14 protein-coding genes are annotated in these 14,686 nt (G+C 63.7%); 12 read left to right on the top strand and 2 right to left on the bottom strand.

The genetic code is table 11. The features are described from left to right. The 10 genes from LB524_RS28385 to LB524_RS28340 all read left to right on the top strand — a co-directional run bounded on the left by LB524_RS28385 (window position 1) and on the right by LB524_RS28340 (window position 9,571). Window positions 1–1,071, top strand: coding sequence for an ABC transporter ATP-binding protein (locus LB524_RS28385; RefSeq protein ID WP_140824139.1), 1,071 nt, complete (start codon window positions 1–3; stop codon window positions 1,069–1,071). Window positions 1,072–1,106: 35 nt separating this feature from the next. Continuing rightward, the gene (locus LB524_RS28380; protein ID WP_015317072.1) at window positions 1,107–2,204 is read left to right on the top strand and encodes a Gfo/Idh/MocA family protein; all 1,098 of its coding nucleotides are present in this window, start codon (window positions 1,107–1,109) and stop codon (window positions 2,202–2,204) included. Between the two features lie 43 nt (window positions 2,205–2,247). Then, window positions 2,248–3,162, top strand: coding sequence for a sugar phosphate isomerase/epimerase family protein (locus LB524_RS28375; protein ID WP_015317073.1), 915 nt, complete (start codon window positions 2,248–2,250; stop codon window positions 3,160–3,162). A 54-nt stretch (window positions 3,163–3,216) separates the two neighbouring features. Further along, window positions 3,217–4,161 carry a substrate-binding domain-containing protein gene (locus tag LB524_RS28370; RefSeq protein ID WP_140620622.1) on the top strand — a complete coding sequence of 315 codons (945 nt, stop codon included), beginning with the start codon at window positions 3,217–3,219 and terminating at the stop codon, window positions 4,159–4,161. 44 nt (window positions 4,162–4,205) lie between these two features. Continuing rightward, window positions 4,206–5,225, top strand: a complete 1,020-nt coding sequence (locus tag LB524_RS28365; protein WP_140824140.1) for an ABC transporter permease — start codon at window positions 4,206–4,208, stop codon at window positions 5,223–5,225. A 2-nt stretch (window positions 5,226–5,227) separates the two neighbouring features. Next, window positions 5,228–6,010 (top strand): ATP-binding cassette domain-containing protein, encoded by a 783-nt coding sequence (locus LB524_RS28360; protein ID WP_140824141.1) that lies wholly within the window; start codon window positions 5,228–5,230, stop codon window positions 6,008–6,010. A 10-nt stretch (window positions 6,011–6,020) separates the two neighbouring features. Then, a complete protein-coding gene (locus tag LB524_RS28355) occupies window positions 6,021–7,202 on the top strand; it encodes an aldose 1-epimerase family protein (RefSeq protein WP_015317077.1) in 1,182 nt (393 codons plus the stop codon). An 85-nt stretch (window positions 7,203–7,287) separates the two neighbouring features. Further along, on the top strand, window positions 7,288–8,370 hold the full coding sequence (locus LB524_RS28350; RefSeq protein WP_224531692.1) for a fatty acid desaturase family protein: 1,083 nt from the start codon (window positions 7,288–7,290) through the stop codon (window positions 8,368–8,370). Window positions 8,371–8,398: 28 nt separating this feature from the next. Further along, window positions 8,399–8,710: a MocE family 2Fe-2S type ferredoxin gene (locus LB524_RS28345; RefSeq protein ID WP_015317079.1), complete on the top strand. Its 312-nt coding sequence runs from the start codon at window positions 8,399–8,401 to the stop codon at window positions 8,708–8,710. 60 nt (window positions 8,711–8,770) lie between these two features. After that, window positions 8,771–9,571: a 3-methyl-2-oxobutanoate hydroxymethyltransferase gene (locus LB524_RS28340; RefSeq protein ID WP_224531665.1), complete on the top strand. Its 801-nt coding sequence runs from the start codon at window positions 8,771–8,773 to the stop codon at window positions 9,569–9,571. Here the strand turns inward: LB524_RS28340 and hutH are convergent. Continuing rightward, entirely contained in the window at window positions 9,536–11,053 is a 1,518-nt protein-coding gene (gene hutH / locus LB524_RS28335) for a histidine ammonia-lyase (RefSeq protein WP_224531663.1), read from the bottom strand. The two genes, LB524_RS28340 and hutH, sit on opposite strands and share 36 nt — an antisense overlap. Continuing rightward, window positions 11,050–12,051, bottom strand: coding sequence for an ornithine cyclodeaminase family protein (locus LB524_RS28330; RefSeq protein WP_140790368.1), 1,002 nt, complete (start codon window positions 12,049–12,051; stop codon window positions 11,050–11,052). The genes hutH and LB524_RS28330 overlap by 4 nt, the downstream gene beginning before the upstream one ends. 126 nt (window positions 12,052–12,177) lie before the next feature. Here LB524_RS28330 and LB524_RS28325 point away from each other — a divergent pair, with 126 nt between their 5' ends. Next, complete coding sequence (locus tag LB524_RS28325; RefSeq protein ID WP_224531660.1) at window positions 12,178–13,611, top strand: DHA2 family efflux MFS transporter permease subunit; 1,434 nt, start codon at window positions 12,178–12,180, stop codon at window positions 13,609–13,611. Window positions 13,612–13,881: 270 nt separating this feature from the next. Further along, window positions 13,882–14,686 (top strand): ABC transporter permease (locus LB524_RS28320; protein WP_224531657.1); only part of this gene is annotated, 805 nt, incomplete at its 3' end.

Genomic DNA, 14,686 nt, shown 5'->3' with positions numbered 1-14,686 from the left:
ATGGCCGACATCGTCTTCCGCAATGTCACGAAACGCTACAGCACGATGCTCGCCGTCGACGACGCCTCGTTCACTGTCAACGACAACGAGTTCTTCTGCTTCTTCGGGCCGCCGCTGTCGGGCAAGTCGACAATCCTGCGCCTGGTGCTCGGGCTGGAGACGCCGGATGCCGGCGAAATCCTCATCGGCGGCAAGCCCGTCAACACGGTGTCGCCAGCAGAGCGCAATGTCGCCATGGTGTTCCAGAACTTGGCGCTGTTCCCGCATATGAGCGCGCTCGACAATGTCCGTTTCCCGCTGGTCGAGCGCCGGGTCGCCGAGGTCGATATCAAACGGCGCGTCGCCGATGTCGCGGCCAAGCTGCATATCGGCCATATCCTGCACAAGCCGCCGGCACTGCTTTCGGGCGGCGAGCGGCAGCGGGTGGCGATCGCCCGCGCCCTGGTGCGCGACCCCAACGCCTATCTGATGGACGATCCGATCTCGGCGCTCGACGCGCGGCTGCGCGAGGAAACGCGCGTCGAACTGAAGCGCATCCAGCGTGAGCTCGGCAAGACGCTGATCTATGTCACGCATGACCAGGAAGAGGCGATGTCGATCGCCGACCGCATGGCCATACTGGAAAGCGGAAGGATCCGGCAGATCGGCGCGCCGGCCGAGATCTATGATCGCCCGGCCAGCACCTACGTGGCGCGGCTGCTGGGGTCGCCTGTCATGAACATCCTCAAATCCGTTCAAGGCGAGGGCGGCATCGAGGCCGCCGAAGGCGCGATCAGCATCGCCGATCGCACGGCTCCGGCCGACGCCGTCGAGATCGGGCTGAGGCCGGAGGATATCAAGGTCAGGCCCTGGAGCGACACCGAGAAGGAGAGCCCCGGCCGCCCGGCGCGGGTGTTCGAGGTCGAGCCGCTTGGCGGCTATACCGTGGTGACACTCGCCGCCGGGCAAGCGCGGCTGAAGGCTTTGCTGCGCGGCCAGCCTGACATCAGGCCCGACGCGATGGTGGCGATATCCTGCGAGCCGGCGCGCGTGCATTATTTCGGACAGGGCGGAGGCGCGTTGGCAAGATGAACGCGGCCGCAAGGACAGGATTTCGGGAGGAAGGCATGACAGGCAAGGGCTTCGAGCCGGATGTGAAGGTCCGCACGAAGGAATATCGGATCGGCTGCGTCGGCGCCGGCATGATCATGGCCGAATGCCATCTGGCCGCCTATAAGGACGCTGGCTTTCCGGTCGTGGCGATCGCCTCGCGTACCAAGGCGAATGCGCAAAAGGTCGCCGACCGTTGGGGTATCCCGACCGTCCACGACACCCCGGAACAGCTGATCGAGGATGCAGATGTCGAGATCATCGACCTCGCGTTTCCGCCGGACCAGCAGCCGGCGCTGATCCGCCATGCGCTGAAGCAGAACCACATCAAGGCGATCCTGGCTCAGAAGCCGCTGGCGCTGTCGGTCGAGGAAGCCGTCAAGTTGCGCGACGAGGCGGCGAAGGCCGGCAAGATACTCTCGGTCAACCAGAACATGCGCTACGACCAGTCGATGCGCGTGTTGAAGCAGCTCATCGACAGTGGCGCGCTCGGAGACATCGTCTTCGCGCAGATCGACATGCACGCCATTCCGCACTGGCAGACCTTCCTTCAGGGTTACGACCGGCTGACGCTTGCCAATATGAGCGTGCACCACCTTGACGTGCTGCGCTTCCTGTTCGGCGATCCCGATGAGATCACGACGCTGACGCGCAAGGATCCGCGCACGACATTCGACCATTCCGACGGCATCACCGTATCGACGCTGAAATTCCCGTCCGGCGTGCTGGCCGTGTCGCTGGAGGATGTGTGGTCCGGTCCGCGCCAGCAGGGCTACAAGGACGACCAGCACATCAACTGGCGCGTCGACGGCACCAAGGGCGTTGCCAAGGGCACGATCGGCTGGCCGACCGGTGCTGCTTCGACGCTGACCTATGCTTCGGCCGAAACGACCGGCGGCGAGTGGGTAACTCCAAGCTGGGAGACGATGTGGTTCCCGCATGCCTTCATCGGCGTCATGGAGCAGCTGCAGCACGCCGTGAAGACCGGTACGCCGCCGGCGCTCACCGTTGCCGACAACGTCAAGACCATGGCGCTGGTCGAAGCGGGCTATCGCTCGATGGCATCGGGCCGCACGGTCAAGCTTTCCGAAATCTCCACAAACGCAACTAACTGAAATCGCAGACAACTGAATCGCTTACAGGGAGGAATTCAAGATCATGATGCAGGCAGGTATTTTCACGGGCTATTTCCCGTACGGCCTCGAAGAGACGGCAAAGAAGATCCGCGGGCTCGGTTTCAACACGGTGCAGCTCGACCTGCACTTCAGGGATGTCGACCTGTCGGCTGGGCAGATCACCAAGGACAAGGCCAGGAAGGTGCGCGACGTCTTCCGCGACCACAACCTGCCGGTCTGCTGCGTGTCGGGCTACACCAACATCATCCATCCCGACAAGGCGGAGCGCGACAAGCGCGTCGGTTATCTCAAGGAGATCATCCGCAATGCGCGCGAGTTCGGCAGCCCTTACGTGATCTCGGAGACCGGCACCTACAACACCGAATCCGACTGGGTGCATCACCCCAAGAACAAGACCGAGGAAGGTTTTGAGGAATGCCGCAAGGTCATCGCCGATCTTGCCCAGACGGCTTACGACCATGGCGCGGTCTTCCTGCTCGAAACCTATGTCAACAACGTCGTCGGCTCGGTCGAGGAGACGGTGAAGATGTTCGCGCAGGTCGACCATCCAGGCCTTGGCCTGCTGATGGACCCGACCAATTATTTCGAGACGCACAACATCGACCGGATGGACCAGATCCTGAACCAGGTGTTCGACACGCTGACCGACAAGATCAGAATAGCGCATGCCAAGGACGTCAAGCGCTCAGGCGATGACAAGTCGGAGAAGCACGCCGACATCGGCGATGCCGACGCGATGGAAAGCCATACGTTCCGCGGGGTTGGCGAAATCGAACTGCCGGCGCCCGGCCTTGGCTCGCTGAACTACGACCTCTACCTCCAGCGGCTGGCCGAAAAGCATCCGAACATACCGGTGATCATCGAGCATCTGTCGGAAGACGACGTGCCGCGCGCCAAGACATTCCTCGACGGGAAATTCCGCGCCAACGGCCTGTGACGGCTAGCCGCGCCACGGTGCATGGCGGCGCGGCTTCAAACAAGGGAGGAAAGAATGTTGAAATTCGCATTGAAATTGGCGGCCGCCGCGACAGTGCTCGCCGGCGTCGCCCTTGGCACGGCGGCGCAGGCGCAGGACGGCCAGAAGACCTTCTATCTCTTGTCGCATGGCGGTCCGTCGGATGCGTTCTGGATCGACTGGAACGCCGGTGCGACCAAGGCCTGCGACCAGCTCAAGGTAACCTGCAAGATTTCCTTCAGCGGCGGCGACATGGCGGCGCAGAAGGAAGCCTTCAACTCGGCGCTTGCCGCAAAGCCCGACGGCATCGCCACCACGTCGGCGCAGCCGGGCCTGTGGACGGAGGAGGTGAAAGCAGCCAAGGCGGCTGGCATCCCGATCGTGTTCTTCAACACCGACGATCCGGCGACAGGGCGGCAGGCCTATGTCGGCGCGGACCTGAAAGAAGCGGGTGTCATCTGGGCCAAATATCTGGTCGACCACAAGATGGTGAAGCAGGGCGACAAGGTTTTCCTGCCGGTCGAGGTTCCCGGCGCCAGTTACCAGCAGCTCGAGACCGAGGGCATCGCCAGCGTTTTCGATCCCTTGGGGATCAAATATGACGTGGTCGATTGCGGCACCGATCCGGCTGGCATCATCGCCAAGATGACCGACTACATGGTCGCCAACAATCCGCCGGCGATCATCGCGCTCGGCGATTCCGTTGCCGCCAGCGTCAAGCGCGTGTTCGATGGCGCCGGCGTGCCGGCGGGCAAGATCCCCGTCGTCGGCTGGGGCAATTCGAAGGAGACGGCACAAGCCGTCAAGGACGGCTTCGTCAATGCCGCCGCCTGGCAATATCCCTCTGCGCAAGGCTTCATGCCGGTGGCGCTGCTCGGGCTTGCCGCGTCAGGCGAGCCGATCGGCTACGACATCCACACTTTCGGTCTCTACGACGCCTCCAGCGTCGACCCGATTCTGAAGCTTTACGACAAGAAATGAGAAAAACAGCGCCCGCCGGAAAAGCGGCGGGCGTCTTTTCAAGCATGGTTCAAGCAGTCATGACAATTGCCGCAGAAGACGAAGTGCCGAGGGTGAAAGGCAGATCGCGCCTGCTGCGCTCGCCGCAATTCTCCTCCTTCGTCATCCTCCTCATTTTGCTGGCGGTATTCGCGGTCGCCGACGCCAATTTCCTGTCGCCGCTCAACATCTCCAACATGATGGCGTTCCTGCCCGAGCTCGGCATCATCGCACTCGGCATGACGCTGCTTTTGACGGCAGGCGAATTCGATCTTTCCGTCGGCGCGGTGTTTGGGCTGGCGCCGGTGGTGGTGATGCTGCTGGTGCAAAATGGCGGGGTGGATATAGGTGTCGCGCTTCTGGCCGGGCTGCTGCTTTGTATCGCGATCGGCGCGATCAACGGGCTGATCGTCACCAAGATCGGCATCTCCTCCTTCCTGGTGACGCTGTCGATGTTGCTCGTCGTACGCGGGGCAGCGCTTTACATCACGCAAGGCTTTCCGCTGAAATCCTGGGACCAGCCCGGCTTCTTCGTGACGCTGCTCGCCGGCAGCTTCAACATCGGCTCGTTTCGCTTCTACACCTCGCTGTGGTGGTTCATCGGCCTCTCGCTGTTTGCCATTTACATCCTGCGCTACGCCAAGCTCGGCAACTGGATCAGTGCCATCGGCTCCAATCGCAACGCGGCGGTGGCGCGCGGCGTGCCGGCCGATACGGTCAAGATATGGCTTTTCATCGCGACTTCGGTGCTGGCCGGCCTTGCCGGCATGATCAGCGCCTTTCGCATCTCGGCCGCCTCACCGGTGGCCGGCACGGGCTATGAGCTGGAAGTGATCGCCATGGTGGTGGTGGGCGGCACGGCGCTGACCGGCGGACGCGGCACCATCCTCGGCACCATCGTCGGCGCGCTGATGCTGCGCGCCATCCGCAACGGCATCGTGCTGATCGGCGTGCCGGGGCTCGCCTACAACATCTTTGTCGGCCTCATCATCCTCGCCATGCTCATCCTGCACGCTTTGCTGCAGAAGAACGCCGCAAGGGGCTGACGATGGTGCAAGAAGTACTTCGGCTGCAGAACCTGCAAAAATCCTTCGGCAGCGTGCGCGCGCTGAAGAACGCATCGCTGACACTGCGGGAAGGCGAGGTGGTGGCTCTGCTGGGCGACAACGGCGCCGGAAAATCGACGCTGATCAAGGCGATCTCGGGTGTCTTCCCTGTCGATCGTGGCGACATCTTTGTACGCGGCGAAAAGGTTTCGATCCGCTCGACCCGGGATGCGATGGACCTCGGCATCGAGACCATCCATCAGGACACCTCACTGGCGCCTGATCTCAGCATCGCGCGCAATCTTTTCCTCGGCCGCGAGCCGGTCAATTTCGGCTGGCTCGGCGTGTTCGCGCCGCTCGATCTCGCGAAGCTGCGCAAAGCCGCTTCCGAACTCCTCAAGCGCGTCGGCATCTCGAAGAAACTCGACGCCGATGCGCTGGTCTCGACGCTGTCGGGCGGCGAGCGGCAGTCGATCGCCATCTCGCGCGCCATGCAGTTCGCCGCCAAGGTGATCATTCTCGACGAGCCGACCAACAATCTCGGCGTCGAGGAAACCCACGGTGTGCTGCGTTTCGTCAAGGAGGTACGCGACGCCGGCCATTCGGTGCTGCTCATCACCCACAACATCCACCATGTCTTCCAGGTCGCCGACCGCATCGTCGTGATGCGGCGCGGCGAGATCGTCGCCGAACAGACGGTCGCCGACACCGACCTCCTGACCGTGGAAAGCATCATCACCGGCGCCGACATGTCGGCCTTGCTCAAGGAGGCGAGGGCAAAGTGAAGGGCGTCGCATGGTAGAGCTATACGGCAAGACGCTGTCGCGCCGGCAAGTGGCCGAGCGGTCAGGCCAGCTGTCGCAATTCGCCGGCGTGCGGCTGATGACGCTCGGCGACGGGTTGGAGCGCGGCATCCGCATGCTCGAATTCCGCACCGGCTCGGGCCTGCGCTTCACCGCGCTCGTCGACCGGGCGCTCGACATCGCCGATTGCGACTTCAAGGGCCAGGCGATCGGCTGGCATTCGCCGAGCGGCTTTCGCCATCCGGGCTTGCACGACTATGAAGGGGAAGCGGGGCTGGCCTGGGCGCGGTCCTTCTCGGGCCTGCTCGTCACCTGCGGCCTCGACCACATTCTGGGGCGGGAAGAAGTGCCGGCCGAGAGCTACAACTATCCGGGGAAGAAGACGGTGCTTCATTCGCTGCATGGTCGTGTCGGTACCATCCCGGCGCGGCTGACCGGCTATGGCGAGCGCTGGGAGGGTGACCGCTGCGTGCTGTGGGCAGAAGGCATCGTCCAGCAATCGGCTGTATTCGGCGAGGATCTGCATCTCACTCGCCGCATCGAGGCCGATGTCGGCGGCAACGAGATCCGGCTTTCGGACCGTGTCGTCAACCACGGCTTCAACCGCACCCCTCATATGTATTTCTACCATGTCAATGTCAGCCATCCCTTGCTGGACGAAGGCTCCCGTTATCTGGCGCCGATCCGCGACGTCGTCTGGGCCAGCCATGCCGGCGAGCGCTACGAGGCGCAGAGTGTCGGCTATCGCACGGCGCCGGCACCGCAACGGCACTTCAGGGAGCAGGTCTGGCAGCACGAAATGGCCGCCGACGCCCATGGCGAGGTTCCGGTGGCCGTCGTCAACGACCGGCTCGGTCTCGGCTTCGAAGTGGCGACCCGCAAGGACCAGTTGCCGTGTGCCTACCAATGGCAGAATTTCCAGGCCGGGCAGTACGCGCTGGGGATAGAGCCATCGACCCACCATGTGCTCGGCGATCTCGCCGCCCGCGAGCGCGGCGAGATGATCTGGCTGGAGCATGGCGAAAGCCGGGCCTATGACGCGGTGTTCCGCGTCCTCGACGGCAAGGAGGAAATCGCTGGCGCCGAAGCCAGGATCGCGGATATCGCCCGGCAGCCCGAGCAGGATTATCCTCAGCCTTCAGAAAATTTTCCAAGACTGGCCGGCAGGACATGAGCGCGACATTTATTCAAAGCAAGCCCTCCGGCCGGCGGACCGGATTGCCAGCGCTGCGCGACGATTGGAGGCCAATTTGACGACGATGGCGAAAAAGCGCGACTACAGCCTGGTCGGCGAAAGCACCAGGGCAGCGATCGAGACCGGGCTTGCCTCGGCCGAGTGGTACCATACCGACGTGCCGCGCAAGGCGATGAAGGAACTGATGCAGCGTTCCGACGGCCCGGCGATCCGCGACACCATTATCTGGATTGTCGCGATCCTGGGTTCGGCCGTGGGTATCATCTGGTTCTGGGGTTCGTGGTGGGTGGTGCCGTTCCTGTTCGTCTATGGCGTGCTCTACGGCTCGTCGAGCGACTCGCGCTGGCACGAGTGCGGCCATGGCACGGCTTTTCGCACGCGCTGGATGAACGATGTCGTCTACCACATCGCCTCGTTCATGCTGATGCGCAATCCCGTGCAGTGGCGCTGGAGCCATGCCCGCCACCACACCGACACCATCATCGTCGGCCGCGACGCCGAGATCGCGGTCATGCGTCCGCCGGACCTGTTGAAGGCGGCGCTCGCCTTCACCGGCATTCTCGACTTTCGCTATTCGCTGCCGACGCTGGTGCGGCAGGCATTCGGCACGCTATCCGACGAAGAGAAGAGCTATATCCCCGAGATGGAACAGCATAAGGCCGTGGTCGCGGCCCGGTGGCATGTCGCGATCTATGTGGCGACGATCGCCCTCGCGATCGCGCTGAGGTCATGGATACCGCTGGTGCTGATCGGCCTGCCGCGCCTCTACGGCACCTGGCACATGGTCACCACCGGCCTGCTGCAGCATATCGGGCTCGCCGACAATGTCGTCGACCATCGGCTGAACACACGCACCGTCTACATGAACCCGATCAGCCGGTTCATCTACTGGAACATGAATTACCATGTGGAGCACCACATGTTCCCGATGGTGCCGTATCACGCGCTGCCCAGGCTGCATGAACTGATCAAGCACGATCTGCCGAAGCCCAATCCGTCGATGTGGCACGCCTACCGCGAGGTCTGGCCGGTCCTGCTCAGGCAGCTGAAATACGAGGATTATTACCTCAAGCGCGAACTGCCGCCGACGGCCAGGCCCTATCGCGGTGAGTTCCACGAGGTCGATATGTCGGCGGCGGCCGAGTAGCGATCGCGAGTGTCCGCAGGAGATAGAGATGGCCGATTGGGTTGAAGCGTGCGCGGTGGACGATGTCGAGGAAGAGGATGTCATCCGCTTCGACCATGGTGGGCGGACCTTCGCGATCTACCGCTCGCCGGATGACGAGTTCTTCGCCACCGATGGTTTTTGCACGCATGAGAAGGCGCATCTGGCCGACGGGCTTGTCATGGACGACATCATCGAATGCCCCAAGCACAATGGCCGCTTCAACTACAAGACCGGCCAGGCCAAGGGCGCGCCGGTCTGCGTCAATCTCGCGACCTATTCGGTGAAGATCGAAGCTGGCAAGGTGATGATCCAGATCTGAAGCGCTGCATGATCAACCGATCCGGCACCGCGACGGCAAGCAATAGAGGGGAACGCTTTAATGAGCCGAAAGAGACCGACCGTCGCCGATTTGCGCGCCATGAAGGGCAAGCGTCAGCTGACCATGCTGCGCGTGCTCACCCTGGACGAGGCGGAAGCCGCCGAACGGGCAGGGGTCGACATCGTCTCGGTGCCGCCCGAACTGGTGCTCAACCCGCAATACCGCGATGCCGCGCCCAGCCTGTTCACCATGCCGGGCGACAATTTCTTCGAGATCGGCACCGCGGATGATTTCGTGCGCTGGGCCTTCCGGCTGTACAAGGCCGGCGCCGACGCGGTCTATTGCAGCGCGGGCTACGCCACCATCAAGCGGATGGCGGACGATGCCATTCCCGTCATCGGCCATGTTGGCCTCATTCCTTCCCGCGCGACCTGGACCGGCGGCTTCAAGGCGGTCGGCAAGTCCGCCGATACGGCGATGCAGGTGTTCGAAGCGGTCAAGCAACTGGAGGCGGCCGGCGCGATCGGCGCCGAAATAGAAGTTGTACCAGTCGAGGTGGCGAAGGCTATCTCGGAGCGCACCTCGCTGATCATGCTGTCGATGGGCGCGGGCACCGGCTGCGACGCGCAATATCTGTTCGCCGACGACATTCTTGGCCAGAACCGTGGCCACATGCCGCGCCACTCGAAGGTCTACCGCAATTTCGCCGCCGAATACGACCGGCTGCAGGCGGAGCGGGTGGCGGCATTCTCCGAATATGTCAGCGACGTCAACAGCGGCGCCTATCCCGAGGACCGGCACATCGTGCACATGGACCCGGCTGAGCTACGCCTGTTCCTCGACAAGGTCGGCCGGGGCTAGGATCGTTTGCCATTTGCCGCCGGCGAGCGCTGCGTGGAGTGCTTCCGCATCGACGCCGAGCGGCCGGTCCTCCTCAAGCGCGGGGACGAGCGTGCGTATCGCGGTGTGGACGGCTGATGTGCGTGGCGCCAGCGTCAATCCCTCGCGCAGGTCGACGGCTTGCGCCGCCGCCATCAACTCGAAGGCGATCAGCCGCCGCCACAGCGCGATCATGTCGGCGCATTTCGAAACCACCAGCGGCGTCTGCGTGGCGTGATCCTCCACGCCTTCCGAAACCGGCAGGAAATCGAGCATCACCGGATTGGCCTTGTGGCGGATGGCGGCCAGGATCGACGTCACCGTCTTTTGCAACGGCACCAAACCAGCCGAGGCGCCACCGACCGGCGACAGGTATTTGGGCAGGCCGTTGCGGCCCGGGCCGGTGAGCTGGATGAAGCGGGCGGCACTGGCGGCCGCACATTGAGCGATTGCCAGGCTTAGCGCCTCGAAGGCGAGTGCCAGCGAAGCGGTGTGAAAGTTGCCGGTCGACAGCACCAGCTCGTCGTCGCTCAGAACCAGCGGGTTGTCGGCGGCGGCATTGAGTTCGGTCTCGACGGCGCGTCTTGCCTGGCCGATCGCCTCGATCAGCGCGCCATGGATCGAGGGCATGCAGCGGATCGAGAGCGGGTCCTGTATGGTGGTGGGCGCGGGCGCTTCGTCGCGGGCGAGAAGATCATGCAGCGCCTTCGCGGCCTCCTGCTGGCCGGCGGCGGGCCGCGCCATGTGCAGGCGGGGATCGAGGATGGTGCGGTTGGCGCTGAAACCTTCCATGGTCAGCGCGCCGGCCTGCTGCTGCTGGGCAAGAGCCGACAGCGCGTCCGTGACCGCAAGCGCGCCGCCGCCGACGGAGACGGCGGAAGCGTTGATCAGCGACAGCCCATCCTTGGGCGCCAGGCCGATGGGGCCGAGGCGGGCCATCATCAGCGCCTTGACCGCCGGCATGCGCCTTCCCTGATAATCGGCTTCACCTTCGCCGATCAGCAGGCGGGCGATCGCGGTCATCAGCACCAGGTCGCCGGCGCCGATCGAGCCGAGCGACGGCATCACTGGATGGACGCCGGCGTTGAGGACTTCGACCAGGGCAACGAACACGGCGGGCGACAGGCCGGAGCCACCGGCCGACAACATTGTCAGACGGGCAAGCATGGTGGCGCGCACGGCCTCGACGGGCAGCGCTTCGCCGACCGCGCCGCTGCGGCCCTCGAGCAACTGGCGCTGGAAGGCGCTGGCGTCACCCTCGACCGATGTGCGAAGATTGGCGCCGAGCCCGGTGTTCAGGCCGTAGATCTGCTGGCCGGAGGCCGCCGCCTGGTCGAGCACCTTTCGCGCCTTCTCCAGCCTGCCGATGACATCGGCTCCGATCTCCACCTTGCGTGCCTCGCGGGCGACGGCGGCGACATCGCCGACACTGACGCCGGCCCCGGTGAGGACGAGCGCGCTCATGCGAAGCGCAGCCTTTGGCCAATGCCTTGCGCCTGCGCCTTGGCCAGCATCGCCTTGCCGAGCGCAATGTCGGACAGCGACAGGCCGCGATGCCAGAAGAGGATGGTTTCGTCGTCACTCTGCCGTCCCGGCCTGAGGCCGGCGGCGATCTGGCCGAGTTCGGCATGCAGCGTCTTTTCGCTCAACCGCCCGGTCTCGACATGCGCGCGCAGCGAGCCGAATTTGCCGCCCTTGCACTGGCCCCAGTCGTCGACGACCAACTTCTGCATGATGTCGGTCAGCGACAGCTCCACCGCGCTCATCGTGCCATAGGGAACGACAAGCGCGCCCGGCTTGATCCATTCGGTCTTGAGAAGGGGCTGCGGCTCGGGCAGGCGTGAGGCTTCGACGACGATGTCGGCGCCTTTGACGCAGCTCTCCCAGTCGGCGACCGCGGTGACGGGCTTGCCGAGGTCGGCGGAGAGTTTTGCGGCAAAGCCATCGCGACTTTCTGGGCGACGCGAATGGACGCGGATCTCATCGAAATCGAAGAGATGGTCGAGCAGGCGCACATTCCAGTACGCAGTGCCGCGCGCGCCGATATGGGCGAGCACCTTCGCGTTCTTGCGTGCCAAGTGCTTGGCGCCGATGGCGGTGACGGCGCCGGTGCGCATGTCGGTGATGACCGTGGCGTCGAGAATGGCGCGCGGCGTGCCGGTGCGTGGATCGAACAAATTGAGGATGCCGAATTCCGACGGCAGGCCGTGAAGATAATTGTCGACATAGTCGCCGACGATTTTCACGCCGGCCGTATCGAGCGGCGCGACGTAGCCGCGCAAGACATTGAAATGGCCGTGGAAGGATGGGTCGGGTTCGAGGTGGACGCGCGGCTCGATCACCGTCTGGCCCTTGCCTTGCGCAACGAGCCCGGCCTCGACGGCGTCGATGATCTCGCCATCGGCCATGGCAAGCGCTTCGATGTCGAGGGCGTTGAGGTAGTCGATATAGATAGGCTTCATGCGCGCACGGTTCCTGTTGTTTAAGACCGAGGCCCATTCATTCCATAACAGGCGGCGATACGACACGAAAGTTTGTTGGTCCATCTCTGGACGCAGTTGGCTAAATGTTGTTGAAACCGACCCGACATGACGGCCATTCCCGAAAATGAAGCCTTGCCCGAGACAGCCACGAATTCGCGGCGCGTGGCGCTGATCGTCGCCATCGCCTTCTTCATGCAACTGCTGGATTCGACGATCATCTCGACGTCGCTGCCGCAGATGGGCGCTTCCTTCGGCGTGCCGGCGGTGGCGATGAGCATCGGCATCACCGTCTACATGCTGACCATGGCCGTGTTCGTGCCGCTGTCGGGGTGGCTCGCCGACCGGTTCGGCGCGCGTAACATCTTCCTCGCAGCCATCGCGCTGTTCACGCTGGCGTCGCTCGCCTGCGGCTTCTCCGGGAATCTGACCGAATTCGTCGTTGCCCGTGCCGTGCAGGGCCTGGGCAGCGCCTTGATGACGCCGGTCGGCCGCATCCTGGTCCTGCGCAACGCGTCGAAATCCGAATTGCTCAACGCCACGGCGCTGATCACCTGGCCGGCGCTCTTCGCGCCCGTGGTCGGCCCGGTGCTTGGCGGTTTCATCACCACCTATCTGTCCTGGCACTGGAATTTCTTCATCAACATCCCGCTCGGCGCGATCGGGCTGGTGTTGGTCGCCCGCTTCATACCGGGCGATCGTGAAGCCGATCCCAAGCCGCTCGACTGGCCGGGTTTTTTCCTGACATCGCTGGGGCTCGCCTGCCTGCTCTATGGTCTCGAGCGCATCGCGCATCCGGAAGATGGGGCCTTGCCGACGGTGGGGCTGATCGCGGCGGGGATCGTCGTCGGCTGGCTAGCGGTGCGCCATCTGCGTCGCGCGCCGCATCCGCTGCTCGACCTCTCCTCGCTCAAGGTGCAGACCTTCGCCATCTCGACGCTTGCAGCCGGTACTATCTTCCGGGTGGCGATCAACGCCACGCCGTTCCTTTTGCCGCTGCTGTTCCAGGTCGGCTTCGGCCTATCGCCCGTCGATGCCGGCATGATGATCCTGGCCTACTTCCTCGGCAATCTCGGCATGAAGGCGGTGACCACGCCGACGCTGCGTCGCTTCGGCTTCCGCTCGGTGATGGTCGTCAACGGCATCATCGCCTCGATGTCGATCATGGCCTGTGCGGCGATCTCGCCGCAGACGCCGCAGCCGCTGGTGGTGGCGCTGATGCTGATCGCCGGGCTGTCGCGCTCGATGCAGTTCACCGCGCTCAACACGCTGGCCTTCGCCGATATCGCCGCCGCGCAGCGTAGCTCCGCGGCGACCTTGTCCTCGATGCTGCAGCAAGTGGCGATGCTGTTCGGCGTCGCGGTGGCGGCGGCGATCCTCAACCTGTCGCAGATCGCGAGAGACCGGCCCGCGCTCGACCTCGTCGATTTTCGAGCAGCCTTCCTGCTGATCGGCATTATCGGGCTGGTGGCGTCGTTCCGTTTCCTGGTGCTGCCGAGAGGTGCCGGCGCCGAGGTCTCCGGCCATGTTGCCGGGAACTGAAATCGAATTTTCCGCCAGATCGCAGGGTTAAATTCCGTCTTCGCCTTTCGCCTTGGTGTTGTGCTTCGCCAAGCGCCGAGACGGTGCAAACAATTGCCAAAAGTGCAGGAGTTTCCGGGCATTGCGCCAGATTCGGCAATCAATGCGTCCACTTTGCGAATCTCATCGCCAGCCTACGTTTTGAACGCGGATTCATTTGACGAAGCGGCGTTGAGCCGATTAGCTTTCTCTCCAGGGGTGGCAGCGCTGCCACCGGGGTGAAAGCAGACAATGAACATGGCCGGCTGGCTGAACTTCAGAAGCCTGAATCAGGAAGGCATTGTCTTTGCCATAGCGGTGGTGCTGTTCGTTGCCGCGGCTATAGGCCTGCCAGGCTTCATCGATGCCAACAATCTGGTCGCCATTATCCGCTCCGTCTCGGTGCTGGGTATACTGGCGCTGGGCATGGCTGTCGTCATCATCGGCCGCGGCATCGACCTGTCGGCGGTTGCGATCATGGCCATGTCGGTCGCCTGGTACCTGCAACTGCTCAACAGCGGAACGCCGGACGGGCTCGCCTTCGCCTATGTGCTGGCCGGCGTGCTCGCCATCGGCCTGCTCAACGGCTTTCTCGTCGCCTACGCCGATGTACCGGCGATCTTCGTCACGTTGGCGACCGGCTCCTTCGTCTTCGGCTATGTCCGTTCGCAATTGATCACGCAGGACGCCGTGCCGGTGCCGCAGGGCCATTGGGTGGAACTGCTCGGCGGTCTGCGCTTTCTCGACGTCCCGATCGAGGTGTTCGTCTTTGCGGGGCTGGCGTTCCTGTTCTTCCTATTCCTGCGCTGCACCAAATGGGGCCGCTACATCTATTTCGCCGGCGACAATCCGGTCGCGGCGCGCAATATCGGCATTCCGGTGCGGCCGATGCTGGTCCTGCGTTACGTGCTGTCAGCATTCGTCGCCCTGATCGCCGGCCTTTTGACCGCGGCCAGCCTGCATTCGATCAACACGCGTGTCGTCAATTCGACGCTGCTTTACGACATTGTGCTGGTGGCGGTGATCGGCGGCATCGGGCTGTCGGGCGGGCGGGGCG

The sequence above is a fragment of the Mesorhizobium sp. ESP6-5 genome, from assembly GCF_020164695.1.
In the GTDB taxonomy this organism is placed as follows: Bacteria; Pseudomonadota; Alphaproteobacteria; order Rhizobiales; family Rhizobiaceae; genus Mesorhizobium; species Mesorhizobium australicum.
This window is presented reverse-complemented; position numbering and strand designations above follow the sequence as displayed.

Coding starts and splice junctions, on each gene's coding strand:
- LB524_RS28330 (WP_140790368.1), bottom strand. CDS start 12,051: ATGAAGCCTATCTATATCGACTACCTCAACGCCCTCGACATCGAAGCG.
- LB524_RS28365 (WP_140824140.1), top strand. CDS start 4,206: ATGGTTCAAGCAGTCATGACAATTGCCGCAGAAGACGAAGTGCCGAGG.
- LB524_RS28380 (WP_015317072.1), top strand. CDS start 1,107: ATGACAGGCAAGGGCTTCGAGCCGGATGTGAAGGTCCGCACGAAGGAA.
- LB524_RS28345 (WP_015317079.1), top strand. CDS start 8,399: ATGGCCGATTGGGTTGAAGCGTGCGCGGTGGACGATGTCGAGGAAGAG.
- LB524_RS28375 (WP_015317073.1), top strand. CDS start 2,248: ATGATGCAGGCAGGTATTTTCACGGGCTATTTCCCGTACGGCCTCGAA.
- LB524_RS28385 (WP_140824139.1), top strand. CDS start 1: ATGGCCGACATCGTCTTCCGCAATGTCACGAAACGCTACAGCACGATG.
- LB524_RS28340 (WP_224531665.1), top strand. CDS start 8,771: ATGAGCCGAAAGAGACCGACCGTCGCCGATTTGCGCGCCATGAAGGGC.
- LB524_RS28325 (WP_224531660.1), top strand. CDS start 12,178: ATGACGGCCATTCCCGAAAATGAAGCCTTGCCCGAGACAGCCACGAAT.
- LB524_RS28360 (WP_140824141.1), top strand. CDS start 5,228: ATGGTGCAAGAAGTACTTCGGCTGCAGAACCTGCAAAAATCCTTCGGC.
- LB524_RS28355 (WP_015317077.1), top strand. CDS start 6,021: ATGGTAGAGCTATACGGCAAGACGCTGTCGCGCCGGCAAGTGGCCGAG.
- LB524_RS28350 (WP_224531692.1), top strand. CDS start 7,288: ATGGCGAAAAAGCGCGACTACAGCCTGGTCGGCGAAAGCACCAGGGCA.
- hutH (WP_224531663.1), bottom strand. CDS start 11,053: ATGAGCGCGCTCGTCCTCACCGGGGCCGGCGTCAGTGTCGGCGATGTC.
- LB524_RS28370 (WP_140620622.1), top strand. CDS start 3,217: ATGTTGAAATTCGCATTGAAATTGGCGGCCGCCGCGACAGTGCTCGCC.